Source organism: Xanthobacter wiegelii (assembly GCF_043193855.2).
Classification (GTDB): domain Bacteria; phylum Pseudomonadota; class Alphaproteobacteria; order Rhizobiales; family Xanthobacteraceae; genus Xanthobacter; species Xanthobacter flavus_A.
Map to the genome: position 1 here is coordinate 1,714,564 of NZ_CM195529.1, position 15,965 is coordinate 1,730,528.

Below are 15,965 nucleotides of genomic sequence, written 5' to 3' on the forward strand. Positions count from 1 at the left end.
TTATTCCGCGGCCAGTCTCTTGGTCACGTCCCCGTCGTGCCGTGGATCCCCCGGACAAGCCGGGGGATGACGGTCCTGAAAGAACGGTTGCGGCGCCTTGGGCGCGGTCGCCGATTTCACGCTCCTCGCTCTGTCCCATGACCCTCACCCTCTTCCTCGTCCAGATGCTCAACGGGCTCCAGCTCGGCATCCTGCTGTTCCTCGTCGCGGCGGGGCTCACGCTGGTGTTCGGGGTGATGGACGTCATCAATCTCGCCCATGGCGTGCAATACATGCTGGGCGCCTATCTCATGGTCACGGCCACCGCCCTCACCGGCAGCTTCTGGCTGGGCCTGCCGTTGGCGCTCGCCGCGGCTCTGGTGCTGGGCCTTCTGCTGGAACGCCTCGTCATCCGCCAGCTCTACGGGCGGGACCATCTCGATCAGGTGCTGGCCACCTTCGGCATCATATTGTTCGTGAGCGAGGCGGTGCGCATGGTGTGGGGCTCGGCGCCCCTCGCCATCCCCATGCCTGAGGCGCTCTCCGGCTCGGTGCGGCTGATGGACGGGCTGAATTATCCCGTCTACCGCCTCGTGCTCATCGGCGCGGGGCTGGGCGTGGCGGGGCTGCTCTATGTGCTCGTCACCCGCACCCGGGCGGGCATGCTGCTGCGCGCGGGGGCCACCAACGCGCCCATGGTCTCGGCGCTGGGGGTGGACATCAATGCCCTGTTCGCCCGCATCTTCGCCTTCGGCGCCATGCTGGCCGCCTTCGCCGGGGCCATGGCGGGGCCGATCCTCTCGGTGGAGCCGGGCATGGGGGACAACCTCCTCATCCTCGCCTTCGTGGTCATCGTCATCGGCGGCATCGGCTCCATGCGCGGGGCGTTCGTGGCGGCGCTGCTGGTGGGGCTCATCGACACGCTGGGCCGCTCCTTCCTCACCGATTTCCTGAAGCTCGTCCTGTCCGCGTCCGCCGCCAGCGCGGCCGGGCCGGCGCTCGCCTCCATGAGCGTCTATGTGCTGATGGCGGCCATCCTCTTCTTCCGCCCGCGCGGCCTGTTCCCGGCGCCGGCATGACGCGCGCCCTCCTCGCCCTCGCCGTGTTCGCGGCCCTCGCCGCCGTGCCGGCCTTCGCCGACACCGCGCTGCTGACGCTGGTGGCGCGGGCCATGATCTTCGCGCTCGCGGCGGTCAGCCTCGGCTTCATCCTCGGGCAGGGCGGGCTCGTCTCCTTCGGCCATGCGGCGACCATGGGCATCGGCGCCTATGCGGTCGGCATATTGATGGAGGAGGGGGTGCGCGATGCCCTCGTCTCCTTCCCCGTGGCCATGGCGGCGGCCGGCCTGTTCGCGCTGGTGACGGGTGCCATCTCGCTGCGCACGCGGGGCGTCTATTTCATCATGATCACGCTCGCCTTCGGGCAGATGGCCTTCTTCGTCACCCAGAGCCTGTCGGCCTATGGCGGTGATGATGGCCTGACCCTCGCCGCCCGCTCCACCGTGGCGGGCGCGCGCTGGCTGAAGGACCCGAAGACCTTCCACTACGTGGTGCTCGGCCTGCTCGCGCTCACCGTCCTCGTCTGCGCCATGCTGGCGCGCTCGCCCTTCGGCCGGGTGCTGGCGGCAGGACGGGACAATGAGCGGCGGCTGCGCGCGCTGGGGGTGGACCCCTATGCCTATCGGCTCGTGGCCTATGTCATCGCCGGGGCCTTCGCCGGGCTCGCGGGCGCGCTCTATGCCAATCTCACCGAGTTCGTGAGCCCCGCCTATCTCTCCTGGCACCGCTCGGCGGAATTCATCGTCATGGTGGTCGCCGGCGGGCCTTTGAGCGCCCTCGGCCCGGTGCTCGGCGCGCTGGGCGTGGTGCTGCTGGAGGATGGGCTTGCCCATCTCACGGAACACTGGCGCATCATCTTCGGCCCCCTGCTGGTGCTGCTGGTGCTGGCGCGCGGCGGCATAGCTGCCCTGCTCGGGGGGCGGCGCGATGGCTGAGGCGCTGCTTGAGATCGCCGGCCTTGCCAAGGCCTACGGCGCGCTGCACGTGACGGCGGGCGTGGACCTCGCGGTGCTGCCGGGAGAGATCCACGCCCTCATCGGCCCGAACGGCGCCGGCAAGACCACCCTTGTCGGCCAGATCGCCGGAGAGGTGATGCCCGATGCCGGCACCATCCGCTTCGACGGCGCGGACATCACCCGCCTGCCCGTCCATAAAAGGGCGCGGCTCGGCCTCGCGCGGGCGTTCCAGATCACCTCCATCTTCCCCCGCTTCACCGCGCTGGAGCATGCGGCGCTGGCCGTGATGGCGGCGCGCGGGCGCACCTTCCGCCTGCTGCGCCCCGCCGCTTCCGATCGCGCGGCGCGGGACGAGGCGGCGGGCCTGCTCGATGAAGTGGGGCTGGGCGCGCGCGCCGGGGTGGCGGCGTCCGCGCTGAGCCATGGCGAGAAGCGTGCGCTGGAACTCGCCATGGCGCTGGCCGCCCGCCCGCGCCTGATGCTGCTGGACGAGCCGATGGCGGGCACCGGACCGGCGGAATCCGCCGCCATGGTGGCCCTGCTCACCCGCCTCAAGGGCCGCTGCGCCATCCTGCTGGTGGAGCACGACATGGATGCGGTGTTCCGCCTCGCCGACCGCATCAGCGTACTGGTCGCGGGGCGCATCATCGCCTGCGGCACGCCGGACGCCGTGCGGGCCGACGCGGCCGTGAAGGCCGCCTATCTGGGAGACGGCGCATGAGCGCGCCGCTGCTCACCATCACCGGCCTCACCGCCGGCTATGGCGGCACGCCGGCTTTGTTCGGCGTGGACCTTGCCGTGCCCACGGGCGGGGCGCTGGCGCTTGTGGGCCGCAACGGCATGGGCAAGACGACGACCATGCGCGCCCTCATGGGCCTTGTTCCGCCCAGCGGCGGCACGCTGACCTTCGATGGCGTGGCGCTCAAGGGCCTGAAGCCCCACCGCATCGCCCGCCTCGGCCTCGGCCTCGTGCCCGAGGGGCGGCAGATTTTCCCGACCCTCACCGTGGAGGAAAACCTCGTCGCCACCGCCGCCCCCGGCCGCTCCGGCCTGCCGCCCTGGACGCTGGAGCGCGTCTACGCCCTCTTCCCGCGCCTCGCCGAGCGGCGGCGCAATTACGGCAACCGCATCTCCGGCGGCGAGCAGCAGATGCTCGCCATCGGCCGCGCGCTGATGACCAACCCGCGCCTGCTCATCCTGGACGAAGCCACCGAAGGCCTGGCCCCGCTCATCCGCGCGGAGATCTGGGCGGTGCTGTCGGTGCTGAAGGGGGAGGGGCTCTCGCTCATCGTCATCGACAAGCACGTCTCCGCGCTGGCCGGGGTCTGCGATCAGGTGGCGGTGATGGAGAAGGGCCGGGTGGTGCATGCCGGGCCGGCGGTGGCGTTCGCGGGGGATGCCGGGCTGGTGGGGCGCTATCTCGGGGTTTGAGGGGGCCGCGAGCCCCGGACAAGCGACGGCGAAGCCGGAACGCGAGAGCGGCTCTGGGGTTCGTCATCGCCCGGCTCGTCCGGGCGATGACGGTCACAAAAGGGCTACCTCCACCTTCTCCGCCCGAACCCGGCCGACGCCGCGTTCGGTGCGTTGAGGTCGAGACAGGGAATAGCTCCCCCTACGCCGCGCGGCGCTCGTGCTTGCCTTCGCGCACTTCCTCGATGATCTTTTTGCTGAAGTCCTCCAGATCCCCGGGATTGCGCGAGGTGATGACGCCGTTGTCGGTGACGACGGAAGCATCCTCCCAGCGGGCGCCGGCATTCTCCACATCCGTGCGGATGGACTTGTAGGAGGTCATCCTTTTGCCCTTCACGAGGCCCGCCTCAACCAGCAGCCACGGGGCGTGGCAGATGGCGGCAACCGTCTTGCCGGCATCGTAGAAGGACTTGATGAGGCCGATGGCCGCCGGGTCCACGCGCAGCAGGTCCGGGTTGATCTGGCCGCCGGGCAGGACGATGGCGTCGTATTCAGTCTCCCGCACCTCGGCGAGGGTCTTGTCCACGGGCACCGGGCGGCCCCAGTCCTTCTTGTCCCAGCCCTTGATCTCGCCGCGCTCGGGCGAGACGACGTGAACCTGCGCACCCGCTTCCTTGAGCCGGTCGCGGGGCACTTCCAGCTCGGACTGCTCGAAGCCGTTGGTGGCGAGGATGAGAATGCGCTTGCCGTCCAGAGGACCGGGCATGTGAGCCTCCATCATTGAGGGATCGGCGCGGGCGACCCATGGCCAAGGCCCGCAAACCCGGCGCGCCGCGTGCGGGCCGGTTACGGGGACAATGACGGGGGCGGAGGATCGTTCCGGGGGCGGCCTGCGGCGTGCTTCACACCCTCTTGACGGCGCTGGCCGTTCGGCGCTTTATGCCCCTGCGCAGTCCATGCTGCGCCGTAAGCGTCCGACGTCAGGCAACGCATCCAACCCCGGTCCCGGCCGGTCGGATGCGCGTTGCGATCCGGACCACCGGGACCATCCGAAAAAGGATGGCCCCATGGGCTCCTCCCAGACTATTCGCAAGCTGCCGGCGCGCTATGCCGGCTTCGTCATGCCGCTGGTGCTGTCGGTGCTGATGACCTTCGTGGTCTCGGCCATCGCCACCGGGCGCAGCCTCGGCTTCGGCCCCGATTTCCTCGCCACCTGGCCGGTGGCTTGGGGGCTCTCGTGGCTGGTGGCGTTCCCCACCCTGCTGCTCGTCCTGCCGGTGGTCCGGCGCATCGTCGGCCTCCTGGTGGAGGCGCCGGCGCGGTGACGGGCCGGCACGGGTTCGGCCTGTCGCGGAACCCGTGCCGGATGCCTTCACGGCTACGTTTCGCCCAAGGTCAGGAGACGAAGGTGACCAACTGGCTGAGGGAGATGATCGAATCGGGGGAGGCCAGCGGCCGGGTGTAATGCCGCGGGTCGCCGGGCCCGGTGTCCTGCCAGTCCACATTCAGGGCGTCGAACTTCCCGAGCCAGGCCTGCGCCGCGATGGCGATGGCTTCCGGACGACGGGCGAGGTCCGGCTCCGTCACCTCCGCCTCCAGCAGCGCGCACAGAAGGGTTTCCGCCACGATATAGCCGCCCACCGCGCCGAGCTGGGGCGTGTCCGGAGCAAGCTCCGCTTCCCTCAGGACATAGTACCAGAGCGGCGTGTCCCAGCGCAGGCGCGGCTCGCGCTTCAGCACTTCGGGAAACGATCCGCCGGGTCCAAACACCTCCTTGGGAAACACCTCCGCGATAGTCGCGATGAAGCCGTAGCGTTGGGCCAACTGGCGGGCGGCGGACTGCCCGCCGGGCAGCCCGAAATCCACGCCCCGGCGGATATTGCGTTCGGCCAGCGACTGGGGCGGCTCGCCGATGGCGGGCGGGGGCAGGCGGAAGATGGAGGAGGGAAGATGCGTGTCGATGCCTTCGCCGCCCTGCGGGTCATCGTTGGAGAGCTTGAAGAACAGCGGCCAGTCCACGTGAAAATTCGCGGTGCCGTCATAGAGCTGTTCGTCGCCCCGCAGATCGCGATCCCAGGGCTTCCCGGCGAAGCCCGTGCTGCGGCGGAACAGGGGAACGCCGACAAACGCGGGGTCGTTGGTCAGCCCTATGGGGCCTGCCAACTGATAGCCGTCGCGCAGCTGGGTGTGGCCGAGGCGGAAGACCGCGTGGGAAAATTCGACGGGGATCGTCACTGCGTCCTTCACCGCCTCGTCGCCGATCCCGAGCCTGGCGAGGATCGCATCGTTGCGGGCGTTCGTGTCCTGAATGAACGTCTTCCTGCGCGTGAACTGCTCCAGCACGGCCCGGATCTGCGCCGGGCGCACGATGCGAGGTAGATAGTCGAAGATAACGATCTGGCGGTAGATCCTGGCGACCTGATCGCGCGTCTTGTTGAATTCGCTGCCGAAAGGCGCGAAGTCTTCGGCGGGCGCATCCGGCTTCGCCTTGCGCTTGTCGCCATGGATCTTGTTGTGAAGCCGCTCGAACAGGAGATGTATCTGCGCGATCAGCTTGTTTTCGTCATTGCGCGGGTCGGCGATCAGGCGATTGTTGCGATATTCGGGGCCGCGCTTGATGTCGGGCGCCAATTTTTTGCCGCCGACTTCCTTCTCTTCGTGCACAAACAGCCCGTCCGCGTCGAACAGGTCCGTCTGCACATTGCCCAGAAGACCGTAGACGGAATCCAGGTCCAGCCGCCCGCTGCGCCCGTTGGTGGTGGTGGGGAGCTGCGTGACTGGGTCGATGAGGTCTTCCAGCACCTTCTGTCGCTGGCCGATGGAGGGGTTTGAGGGGATGATCTGGTTGCCCTCGCCGATCACCCGGAATTCCGTCAGGTCGTGATCGATGAACTGCCCGAAGAAGGTGAAGCCGGCCGGGTTCGGAGCCTTGTGTCCCGCCTCTCCGGACTGCGGAGCCTTCAGGCCGAGCGGGCCGTCAGGTCCGGCGAACAGGGAAATGCCGAGGCTGTCGTAGGCGATGTTCTCCGCCGGAAACAGACGGCCGAAGGGCGATTTCAGGCCGTCGGGCGTGAGCTTGTCGGGATCGTCGACTTGTACCCATCCATGGTGTGCCATGTGTGCCCCCATCACTCAAGCGGTGACGGGGCCGTACGATATTGTATATTTAGAATTGTTCAATAAATAAATACAACCTAAACGAGTTATGCTGCCTCCTCGCTATTGGGTGTCGCCCCAAACGAAAACGGCAGGCCGAAGCCTGCCGTCTGATCGCTGGAAGCGCGTACAGCTCAGTTGTCGAGGAACGACCTGAGCTTGCGCGAGCGGCTGGGGTGCTTGAGCTTGCGCAGCGCCTTGGCCTCGATCTGGCGGATGCGCTCGCGCGTCACGGAGAATTGCTGGCCGACTTCCTCCAGCGTGTGGTCCGTGTTCATGCCGATGCCGAAGCGCATGCGCAGCACGCGCTCCTCGCGGGGGGTGAGGGAGGCCAGCACCCGCGTCGTCGTCTCGCGCAGATTGCTCTGGATCGCGGCGTCGATGGGCAGGATGGCGTTCTTGTCCTCGATGAAGTCGCCGAGGTGCGAATCCTCCTCGTCGCCGATGGGCGTTTCGAGGGAGATGGGCTCCTTGGCGATCTTCAGCACCTTGCGCACCTTCTCCAGCGGCATGCCGAGCTTCTCGGCCAGCTCCTCCGGGGTGGGCTCGCGGCCGATCTCGTGCAGCATCTGCCGCGAGGTGCGGACGATCTTGTTGATCGTCTCGATCATGTGGACCGGGATGCGGATGGTCCGCGCCTGGTCGGCGATCGAGCGGGTGATGGCCTGCCGGATCCACCACGTGGCGTAGGTGGAGAATTTGTAGCCGCGGCGGTACTCGAACTTGTCCACCGCCTTCATCAGGCCGATGTTGCCCTCCTGGATGAGGTCCAGGAACTGCAGGCCGCGGTTGGTGTACTTCTTGGCGATGGAGATGACGAGGCGCAGGTTCGCCTCCACCATTTCCTTCTTGGCCTGGCGGGCTTCCTTCTCGCCCTTCTGCACCATCTGCACGATCTTGCGGAACTCGGCGATCTCCAGGCCGGTCTCGGTGGCCAGCGCGTGGATGTCGCCGCGGATCTCGTGGATGGTGTCCTTCTCGTGCGCGACGAAGCCCTTCCAGCCGCGCGTGCCGAGCTTGGAGATGCGCAGCACCCATTTCGGGTCCAGCTCCGCGCCCATGTAGTTCTTCAGGAAGTCGTCGCGGGAGACGCCGTAGCTGTCGGCGAGCCGCAGCAGGCGGCCCTCGTAGCCCACGAGGCGCTTGTTGATCTCGTAGAGCTGCTCCACCAGCGCGTCGATGCGGGCCTGGTTGAGCGACAGGCTCTTCACGTCGCCCACCAGCTCTTCCTTGAGCTTCTTCGCCTTGCGCTCCTGCGCGGGCGAGAGGGTCTCGTTCTTGAGCTTGGATTCGACGTTCTGGTCCTGCAGCCGGCGCAGCTTGGTGTAGCTGGAATGGATGCGGTCGAAGGTCTCCACCACCTTCGGCTTGATCTCCGCCTCCATGGCGGCAAGCGACATGGAATTCTCCATGTCGTCTTCCTCGCCGTCGGGGCCGGCGCCGTCGCCGAGCAGGCCGTCCTCGCCCGCCTCGGGGGCGAGGGCTGCTTCCTCGCCGAGCGCGGCGGGCGGGTTCTTGCCCTCGGGGCCGGCGTAGGTGGCTTCGAGATCGATGATGTCGCGCAGCAGCACGCGGCCTTCGGTCAGCTCGTCGCGCCAGATGATGATGGCCTGGAAGGTGAGGGGGCTCTCGCACAGGCCGGCGATCATGGCCTCGCGGCCCGCCTCGATGCGCTTGGCGATGGCGATTTCGCCCTCGCGGGAGAGCAGCTCCACCGAGCCCATCTCGCGCAGGTACATGCGCACCGGGTCGTCGGTGCGCTCGGCCGGCTCGGACTTGGTCTCGGCGCGGGCGACGGCGCGCGGGGCGGGCTCGGCCAGCTCGCCGCCTTCCGCCTCCTCCGGCTCCTCCGCCGTCTCGGTCTCCTCGGCGCCCTCTTCGGCCTCGGCTTCCTCGGCCTCGATGACGTTGATGCCCATGTCGTTGAGCATCGCCAGCGTGTCCTCGATCTGCTCGGAGGTGACTTCCTCGGAAGGCATCACCTCGTTGAGCTGCTCGTAGGTCACGTAGCCGCGCCGCTTGGCGTTCTTGATCATCTTCCGGACAGCGGCGTCGGACAGGTCGAGCAACGGCCCGTCGGGGGCGTCGGTCTCCTTCTCCGGGGCCTCTGTGGCTTCGGAAGATTGCTTCGCCATCGACTTCTCCTGCTGATCCCGCCGATTTCCAACAGCAGAACGGCGGCGCGGCTCCTCTGCCTCGCCACCTTTTGCCCTTGAACCCGGGAGCGGCCTTTTTGACGCCATCCCGTTAAACCAGCCTGAACGCGCTTCCAACCCCTATGGTCGTCGGCGGCAGGCTGCCTTCCGTTTCGTGGGCCGAAGCTTCGGCATGCACCCGCCATGCGGGCCATGCCAGAGGCTCTTGGCCAAATTGTGCCGCTCCGGCTTCAAATCCCTACAGCGACCGAACCGCCGAACGGCCGGAGGAGGCACCGAACCCCTCCACCAGCGCCTCGGTTCCGTCTATCGCCGAAAGACGCTCGCGGACATCCCTGAGCCAGGCAAAATTCGCTTCGCTCGGATCCTCCCCCAGCGTGCGCTCGGCTTCCTTCAGCTCTCTAGATAGCGCGTGAGCCTTGCGATGCAAGGCCGTGCGCTGATGCCACCAGAGCCGAACGTCGGTTTCTGCGGTATCAGAATAGGCCGGCCAGTCGTGCCGGGGGTTGGCGAGGGCCTTCACGCGGCGGGTCAAGGCGTCGAGATCGGAGCGGCCGAGCTGCTCGGCGAGGGCTTCGGCGTCGAGCCCCTCCAGGTGCGCCTCGATGAGCGCGCGGCGCAGCCGGTCGGCCTCCGGATTGGCGAAGGGGAGGCTCGATACCTCCTCGCCCGCCTCGTCCAGCAGGAAGGGGTGGTTGATGAGGCAGAACAGCAGCAGCGCCTCGTTGCGCGGCAGGGCGGCCATGGGCCCGCGCACCAGCGCGCTCCTTGCGATCTCCTGCCCGCGCGGGGCCAAGGGCGGCGCCGAGGGCTTGCCGGGAAATTTGCCGCCACGCCCCCGCCCGGGGGTAAATCCGGGCGACCAGCCTTCCCGGCTGCCACCGCCTCGGCCGGCCCCGCGGGCGCGGTCCGCCGGGGCAACAAGGGCGTTGAAGCGGCCCATCAGATCGGCCCGGTAGTGCTTGCGCACCGTCTCGTCACCGATGGCGTTCACCACCTCGTTCAGCCGGCCTTCCAGCCCCGCCCGGCGCTCGGGCGTTTCCAGCGAGGCATTTTCGCTTTCGCGCGCCCAAAGTTCCGCCGCGAGAGGCCTCGCCTGCGCCAGAACCTGCTCCATGGCCTCGCGGCCGGATCGGCGAATCAGGTCGTCGGGGTCCTGACCTTCTGGAAGGGCCGCGAAGGAGAGGCTGCGCCCGGCCTTCAGATGCGGTAGCGCGAGGTCGATGGCGCGGTGGGCGGCGCGCCGGCCGGCCTTGTCGCCGTCGAACAGCAGCAGCGGCTCCTCCGACATGCGCCAGAGCAATTGCAGCTGCTCCTCGGTCAAAGCGGTGCCGAGCGGTGCCACCGCACCGCCGAATCCCGCCTCCACCATGGCGATCACGTCCACATAGCCTTCCACCGCGATGACGCGGGCGCCGGACTGGGCGGCGGTGCGGGCGGCAAAGCCGTTGTAGAGTAGGGAGCCCTTGTGAAAGAGCGGTGTCTCCGGGGAATTGAGGTATTTCGCCGGAACGTCCTTCTCCAGCGCCCGCCCGCCGAAGGCCACCACCCGGCCCCTCAGATCGGTGATGGGAAACATCACCCGGTCGCGGAAGCGGTCGTAGGGGACGGGGATGTCCTCGCCGGCAATCAGCAGGCCCGCCTCCACCATGTCGGCGACGGAGACGCCCTCCTTGCCCAGCGCTTCCTTCAGGTTGAAGCGCTCGCCCGCCGCATAGCCGAGGCCGAATTTCTTCTGCGTGGCGGGGCCGATTTCCCGGTCGGCCAGATAGCCGCGCGCCTTGGCGCCGAGGCGCGATTGCAGATTGGCCTCGAAATGCTTCGCCGCCAGCACCATCACCTCGTGGAGGGTGCGCCGCTTCTGCTCCTTGGCGGCGGCCTCCGGCGTCTCCTGCGGCAGGGACAGGCCGGCCATGGCGGCGAGCCGCTCCACCGCCTCGCCGAAGGAGGCACCCTCCGTCTCCATCAGGAAGTCGAACACGTCGCCGTGCTTGCCGGAGGAGAAGCAGTGGTAGAAGCCCTTCTGGTCGTTGACGAAAAAGGAAGCCGTCTTCTCCGCGTTGAAGGGCGAGAGCCCGGCGAACTCGCGCCCCTGCTTCTTCAGCTTCACCCGACGGCCGACCACCTCCGACACCGGGAGCCGGGCACGGATCTCATCGAGAAAGGCGGGCGAAAAGCGCATGGGCAGGCGGAGCCGGCAGTCTGTTGGGGCGCGGGAGAGGGGACGCCCGGAAATCAGCCCTCCAGTCTAGCGGGAATTGGGGGGAGGGGAAACGGGGCAGTCGCCACCCCTCTCCCCTTGCGGGAGAGGGGACGGGGGTGAGGGGGCTGGCGGGGGCAGGAGCCGCCGTCGCGACGAACGTCAGAACACCCCTCAACCCCGGCCCTCTCCCGCAAGGGGAGAAGGAGGGCCGCCGGCGCCTGATGCGAGAGCAGGCTTCCTCTCTCGTTCCCTGCCGAGCCGCTCACGGTACGACCGGGCGCCGCGCCGGGACGCTGCTCCAGCCTCTTCGCGTCATCGCCCGGCGTGTCCGGGCGATCCACGGCCCGGCCGGGATGGGATTACGGCCAGCGCTCCAGCCGATGGGTGGATCCCCCGGACAAGCCGGGGGATGACGGTTGGTGTCCCGCCTCGCACCGCCCGTCATGGCCGGGCTTGTCCCGGAAGTCGGCTGTTGCCGACGTCCGCCCTTGGGAGCGGAACCCGCAAACATGCGGGTTCCGGCCATCCACGTCAGGCCGCTGGAGCGAATGTGCCCGAGGCGTATTCCCAGCCGTTCCACGTGGATGCCCGGGACAAGCCCGGGCATGACGCCTGTAAAGGAGCCCCCGCAATCCCCCTTATCCACACCCCTCGCTCGTCGCTGAATTATGTCCACAAAGTGGCGCGCTCGGCGCGGTATGGGGATGGACCGCGACGGTCACGCTGATAAGCTTCATCGTTTCAGCGGGGGGGGCGGGCTGACATGGATGCGGTGATCGATTTCCTCAACACCATCTTCTGGGGTTACATCCTGATCTATGGCCTGCTGGCGGTGGGCGTATTCTTCACCCTCCGGCTCGGCTTCGTGCAGATCGTGCATTTCCCGGAGATGCTGCGCTCGGTGCTGCGCTCCAACGAGACCGACAAGTCCGGCATCACGCCCTTTCAGGCCCTGTGCACCTCGCTGGCCTCGCGCGTCGGCACCGGCAACATCGCCGGCGTCGCGGTGGCGCTGACCTTGGGCGGGCCGGGGGCGATCTTCTGGATGTGGGTGGTGGCGGCGCTCGGCATGGCCACCGCCTTCGCCGAGAGCACGCTCGCCCAGCTCTACAAGGTGAAGGACGACGAGGGCCGCTACCGCGGCGGACCGGCCTTCTACATCGCCCACGGCCTCAAGGCGCCGTGGGCCGGCGGCCTGTTCTCCGTCTGCCTCATCATCTCGTTCGGCCTGGTGTTCAACGCGGTGCAGGCCAATTCCATCGCTGATGCGGTGGAGGGCGCGTTCGGCGTGCCCAAGCTCGGCACCGGGCTGGTGGTCGCGGCGCTGTCGGGCGTCATCATCTTCGGGGGCATCGCCACCATCGCCCGCACCGCGGAATTCGTGGTGCCGTTCATGGCGCTCGCCTATGTGGGCCTCGCCTTCTACGCGCTGGCCACCCACATCTCCCTGGTGCCGAGCGTGCTCGGCCATATCGTCGGCAGCGCGTTCGGATTTGGCGCGGCGGCGGGGGGCGTCGCCGGCTCAGTGGCTGCGGCCATGATGAACGGGGTGAAGCGCGGCCTCTTTTCCAACGAGGCCGGCATGGGCAGCGCCCCCAACATCGCCGCCGTGGCGACGCCCGATCCGCACCATCCGGTCAGCCAGGGCTTCGTGCAGTCGCTGGGCGTCTTCATCGACACCATCGTCATCTGCACCGCCACCGCGCTGCTGATCCTCCTGTCGGAGGTGGTGCCCTCGGCGCAGCTCACCGGCACCCAGCTGACCCAGGCGGCGCTGGAAGTGCATGTGGGATGGCTCGGGCGCTATTTCGTGGCCATCGCCATCTTCTTCTTCGCCTTCACCTCCATCATCGGCAACTACTCTTATGCCGAGAACGCGCTGGTCTTCCTCGGCCACGGCCATGTCTCAGGGGTCGCCATCCTGCGCCTCGCGTTGCTGGCGATGGTGGTGTGGGGATCGCTGCAGAGCGTCGCCACCGTGTTCAATGCGGCGGACGCCTCCATGGGGCTCATGGCCTCCATCAACCTCATCGCCATCGTCCTGCTCTCGGGCACCGTGACGCGGCTGACGAAGGACTACCTTACGCAGCGGAAGTCGGGGAAGGAGCCGGTGTTCATCGCCGACGAAATGGCCGACCTGCCGCCCGGCGTCGACCGGCAGATCTGGAGCCGCAAATGAGAAAAGGGGCGGGATCGGACCCGGCATCTGCCGAACGTCACCGATTCCGCCCCCGAACCCCACCCGGAAAGGTGGTGTGAACGGCCCGGTCAGGCCGCCGTCAGCGCTTCCTTGACCCAGCCCGAAGCCTTGCCGAAATCCAGCGCGCCGGCATGGCGCTCCTTCAGCACGGCCATGGTGCGGCCCATGTCCTTGATGCCCTTGGCGTCGATCTCGGCGATCACCGCGGCGATGGCGGCGCGCGTGTCGGCCTCGGAAAGCTGTTTGGGCATAAAGACTTGGATGTAGGTAATTTCCTCGCGCTCCTGCGCGGCAAGCTCCGGGCGGCCACCCTCGTCATAGATCTTGGCGCTCTCCTCCCGCTGCTTCACCATCTTGGCGAGCAGGGCGCGCAGCTCATCGTCCGTGAGCGGGTCCTTGCCATGTCCCCGCTGCTCGATATCCCGGTCCTTGAGCGCCGCATTGATGAGGCGGAGCGTCCCGGTTCTCTTTTTATCCTGGGCCTTTAGCGCCTCTTTCAGAGCCGCGTTGATGTCGTCGCGAAGCACGATCGTCCGTCCTGTGTTGAAGCGCGCCATAAGGGTGGCGGGGCCCGGCGGCCCTCCGGCCGGCCTGGGCCGGGGCGCACAAATTCCTGCGAGAGGCGCTGGAAACGCGGCGCGCGAGCCTCTATCTAGGCGATCCATGACCAGCGAACAAGACCACGCCCCCACCGCCCCCGAGGGCTGGGCCGAGCCCCGGCCCACCGCCCTGCTCGTGCTCGCCGACGGAACGGTGCTCGAAGGCTTCGGCATCGGCGCCACCGGCCATCTTGCCGGCGAGGTGTGCTTCAACACCGCCATCACCGGCTATGAGGAAATCCTCACCGATCCTTCCTACGCCGGGCAGATCATCACCTTCACCTTCCCGCACATCGGCAATGTGGGCACCAACGAAGAGGACATCGAGACGGTGTCCATGGCCTCGGCCTCCGGCGTGCGCGGCGTGGTGCTGCGCACGGCCGTGACGGACCCGTCCAACTACCGCGCGACCCGCCATTTCGACGACTGGCTGAAGGCCCGCGGCATCCCCGGCATCACCGGCATCGACACGCGCGCGCTGACCGCCCTGATCCGTGAGGCGGGCATGCCCAATGCGGTCATCGCCCATGCCCCGGACGGCGTGTTCGACATCGAGACGCTGAAGAAAGAAGCCAGCGCCTGGCCCGGCCTTGTGGGTATGGACCTCGTTCCCGGCGTCACCTCCATCCAGCGCTTCGACTGGGACGAGACCACCTGGGACCCCGAGACCGGCTACGGCCGGCAGGAGGCGCCGCAGCATCATGTGGTCGCCATCGACTATGGCGTGAAGCGCAACATCCTGCGCCTGCTCGCCCGCGCGGGCTGCAAGGTCACGGTAGTGCCCGCCACCACCTCGGCCGAGGACATCCTCGCGCTCCAGCCGGATGGCGTGTTCCTGTCCAACGGCCCCGGCGATCCGGCGGCGACGGGGGAATATGCGGTGCCGGTCATCCAGAAGGTGATCGAGAAGGGGGTACCCACCTTTGGCATCTGCCTCGGCCACCAGATGATCGGCCTCGCCGTTGGCGGCCGGACGGTGAAGATGCACCAGGGGCACCATGGCGCGAACCACCCGGTGAAGGACCTCACGACCGGCAAGGTGGAGATCACCTCCATGAACCACGGTTTCGCCGTGGACCGCGACAGCCTGCCGAAGAACGCGGTGGAGACCCACGTCTCCCTGTTCGACGGCTCCAACGCCGGCATCGCGCTGGCGGACAAGCCGGTCTTCTCGGTGCAGTACCACCCCGAGGCGAGCCCTGGCCCGCAGGACAGCCACTATCTGTTCGACCGCTTCGTCGAGATGATCGAGAAGCACAAGGCGGCCTGAGCCATCTTCGCTCGACAAGAAAAAGGGCCGGCGCGCAAGTGCCGGCCCTTTTCTTTTGTCGGTTCGTGCGGCGCGCAGGCTAGTTCAGGAACTCGCCATGCTCCGCCACATGCCTGGCGAGGCCGAGGGTATGTTCGCGCACGAGGCGCTCGGCGAGGTCCGGATCGCGCTTCTCGATGGCTTCCACGATATGCGTGTGGTCCATGATGGAGCGCTGGGCGCGATGCGCCTGGCCGATCGTGACCTTCCGGACTCCGCGCATGTGGGGAAACAGGTTCTCCGTCGTCTCCGCGATCAGGGCGCAGCCGGACATGCGGATGATGAGCTTGTGGAAGGCGAGGTTCGCCTCGGAATATTCGGAGACGAACTCTTCCGGGTTGCGGTTGGAGAAGGAGCGGACGTTCTCGCGCAACTGGCGGATCTCGGCCTCGGTGGCCCGTTCGCAGGCGAGCCGCGCCGCCATGCTCTCCAGCGCCGCCCACACCGTGATCATCTCGATCACTTCCTGCTTGGTCTTGCGCACCACGAAGATGCCCCGGCGGGGCACGGAGCGCACGAAGCCCTCCTGCTCAAGGAGCGTCATGGCCTCGCGGATGGGCGTGCGTGATACCCCGAGCTTCTCGGAAAGCTGGCGCTCTTCGAGACGGATCTCCTCGGGATGGCTGTAGATGTCCATCTCCATGATGGCCGCCTTCAGCGCCTTGTAGGCCTTCATCCGGAAGCTCGATTCCGTTTCGATCGGCTTCACGTTGATATCCTGGTACGTCATCGCACCCCTTCGCCTTAGGCTCGCGGCATTCAGTCGGGTCTGAAGTGATTCCCGTGTTGCGCACCAAATACATCATATCAGATGCGAGAAGGAGCGTGCTTGCAAGCAATGCCGCAGGCATCGCCTAGTCTTGCGGCGATGCAGCATGTTCTGCGCACATGCGGGACGCTTCTTGCGTTGACAGGATGTATTTTGAATACCACGATGTT

General features: G+C 67.6%; 13 protein-coding genes. 7 read left to right on the top strand and 6 right to left on the bottom strand.

Features of this window, described 5'->3' with window-relative positions; all coding sequences use genetic code 11:
* Positions 1-137: 137 nt before the first annotated feature.
* The 4 genes from V5F63_RS07915 to V5F63_RS07930 are packed head-to-tail and all read left to right on the top strand — an operon-like array spanning position 138 to position 3,424.
* A complete protein-coding gene (locus V5F63_RS07915) occupies positions 138-1,058 on the top strand; it encodes a branched-chain amino acid ABC transporter permease (RefSeq protein WP_394102046.1) in 921 nt (306 codons plus the stop codon).
* On the top strand, positions 1,055-1,972 hold the full coding sequence (locus tag V5F63_RS07920) for a branched-chain amino acid ABC transporter permease (protein WP_394102045.1): 918 nt from the start codon (positions 1,055-1,057) through the stop codon (positions 1,970-1,972). The genes V5F63_RS07915 and V5F63_RS07920 overlap by 4 nt, the downstream gene beginning before the upstream one ends.
* Entirely contained in the window at positions 1,965-2,714 is a 750-nt protein-coding gene (locus tag V5F63_RS07925; RefSeq protein WP_394102044.1) for an ABC transporter ATP-binding protein, read from the top strand. Before V5F63_RS07920 ends, V5F63_RS07925 begins: the two co-directional genes overlap by 8 nt.
* The gene (locus V5F63_RS07930) at positions 2,711-3,424 is read left to right on the top strand and encodes an ABC transporter ATP-binding protein (protein ID WP_394102043.1); all 714 of its coding nucleotides are present in this window, start codon (positions 2,711-2,713) and stop codon (positions 3,422-3,424) included. The genes V5F63_RS07925 and V5F63_RS07930 overlap by 4 nt, the downstream gene beginning before the upstream one ends.
* A gap of 181 nt (positions 3,425-3,605) precedes the next feature.
* Here V5F63_RS07930 and V5F63_RS07935 read toward each other — a convergent pair whose 3' ends face one another.
* Positions 3,606-4,169 (bottom strand): type 1 glutamine amidotransferase domain-containing protein, encoded by a 564-nt coding sequence (locus V5F63_RS07935; RefSeq protein WP_209488546.1) that lies wholly within the window; start codon positions 4,167-4,169, stop codon positions 3,606-3,608.
* Positions 4,170-4,470: 301 nt separating this feature from the next.
* On the opposite strand from V5F63_RS07935, the gene V5F63_RS07940 reads away from it, so the two are divergent.
* Positions 4,471-4,728 carry a DUF2798 domain-containing protein gene (locus tag V5F63_RS07940; RefSeq protein WP_209488547.1) on the top strand — a complete coding sequence of 86 codons (258 nt, stop codon included), beginning with the start codon at positions 4,471-4,473 and terminating at the stop codon, positions 4,726-4,728.
* 70 nt (positions 4,729-4,798) lie between these two features.
* Here V5F63_RS07940 and V5F63_RS07945 read toward each other — a convergent pair whose 3' ends face one another.
* The 3 genes from V5F63_RS07945 to dnaG all read right to left on the bottom strand — a co-directional run bounded on the left by V5F63_RS07945 (position 4,799) and on the right by dnaG (position 10,897).
* Positions 4,799-6,520 carry a peroxidase family protein gene (locus V5F63_RS07945; protein WP_394102042.1) on the bottom strand — a complete coding sequence of 574 codons (1,722 nt, stop codon included), beginning with the start codon at positions 6,518-6,520 and terminating at the stop codon, positions 4,799-4,801.
* Positions 6,521-6,693: 173 nt separating this feature from the next.
* Positions 6,694-8,694 (bottom strand): RNA polymerase sigma factor RpoD, encoded by a 2,001-nt coding sequence (rpoD, locus tag V5F63_RS07950; RefSeq protein ID WP_209488549.1) that lies wholly within the window; start codon positions 8,692-8,694, stop codon positions 6,694-6,696.
* A gap of 259 nt (positions 8,695-8,953) precedes the next feature.
* Positions 8,954-10,897: a DNA primase gene (gene dnaG / locus V5F63_RS07955; RefSeq protein WP_394029805.1), complete on the bottom strand. Its 1,944-nt coding sequence runs from the start codon at positions 10,895-10,897 to the stop codon at positions 8,954-8,956.
* A 784-nt stretch (positions 10,898-11,681) separates the two neighbouring features.
* Between dnaG and V5F63_RS07960 the strand changes: the two genes are divergently transcribed.
* Positions 11,682-13,097, top strand: coding sequence for an alanine/glycine:cation symporter family protein (locus V5F63_RS07960; RefSeq protein WP_394029803.1), 1,416 nt, complete (start codon positions 11,682-11,684; stop codon positions 13,095-13,097).
* 89 nt (positions 13,098-13,186) lie between these two features.
* Here V5F63_RS07960 and V5F63_RS07965 read toward each other — a convergent pair whose 3' ends face one another.
* On the bottom strand, positions 13,187-13,645 hold the full coding sequence (locus V5F63_RS07965; RefSeq protein ID WP_348634351.1) for a GatB/YqeY domain-containing protein: 459 nt from the start codon (positions 13,643-13,645) through the stop codon (positions 13,187-13,189).
* Positions 13,646-13,781: 136 nt separating this feature from the next.
* Here V5F63_RS07965 and carA point away from each other — a divergent pair, with 136 nt between their 5' ends.
* Positions 13,782-14,987, top strand: a complete 1,206-nt coding sequence (gene carA / locus V5F63_RS07970) for a glutamine-hydrolyzing carbamoyl-phosphate synthase small subunit (RefSeq protein WP_394102041.1) — start codon at positions 13,782-13,784, stop codon at positions 14,985-14,987.
* A 79-nt stretch (positions 14,988-15,066) separates the two neighbouring features.
* On the opposite strand, the gene V5F63_RS07975 is transcribed toward carA, so the two are convergent.
* Positions 15,067-15,756, bottom strand: coding sequence for a GntR family transcriptional regulator (locus tag V5F63_RS07975; protein ID WP_394102040.1), 690 nt, complete (start codon positions 15,754-15,756; stop codon positions 15,067-15,069).
* Positions 15,757-15,965 lie beyond the last annotated feature (209 nt).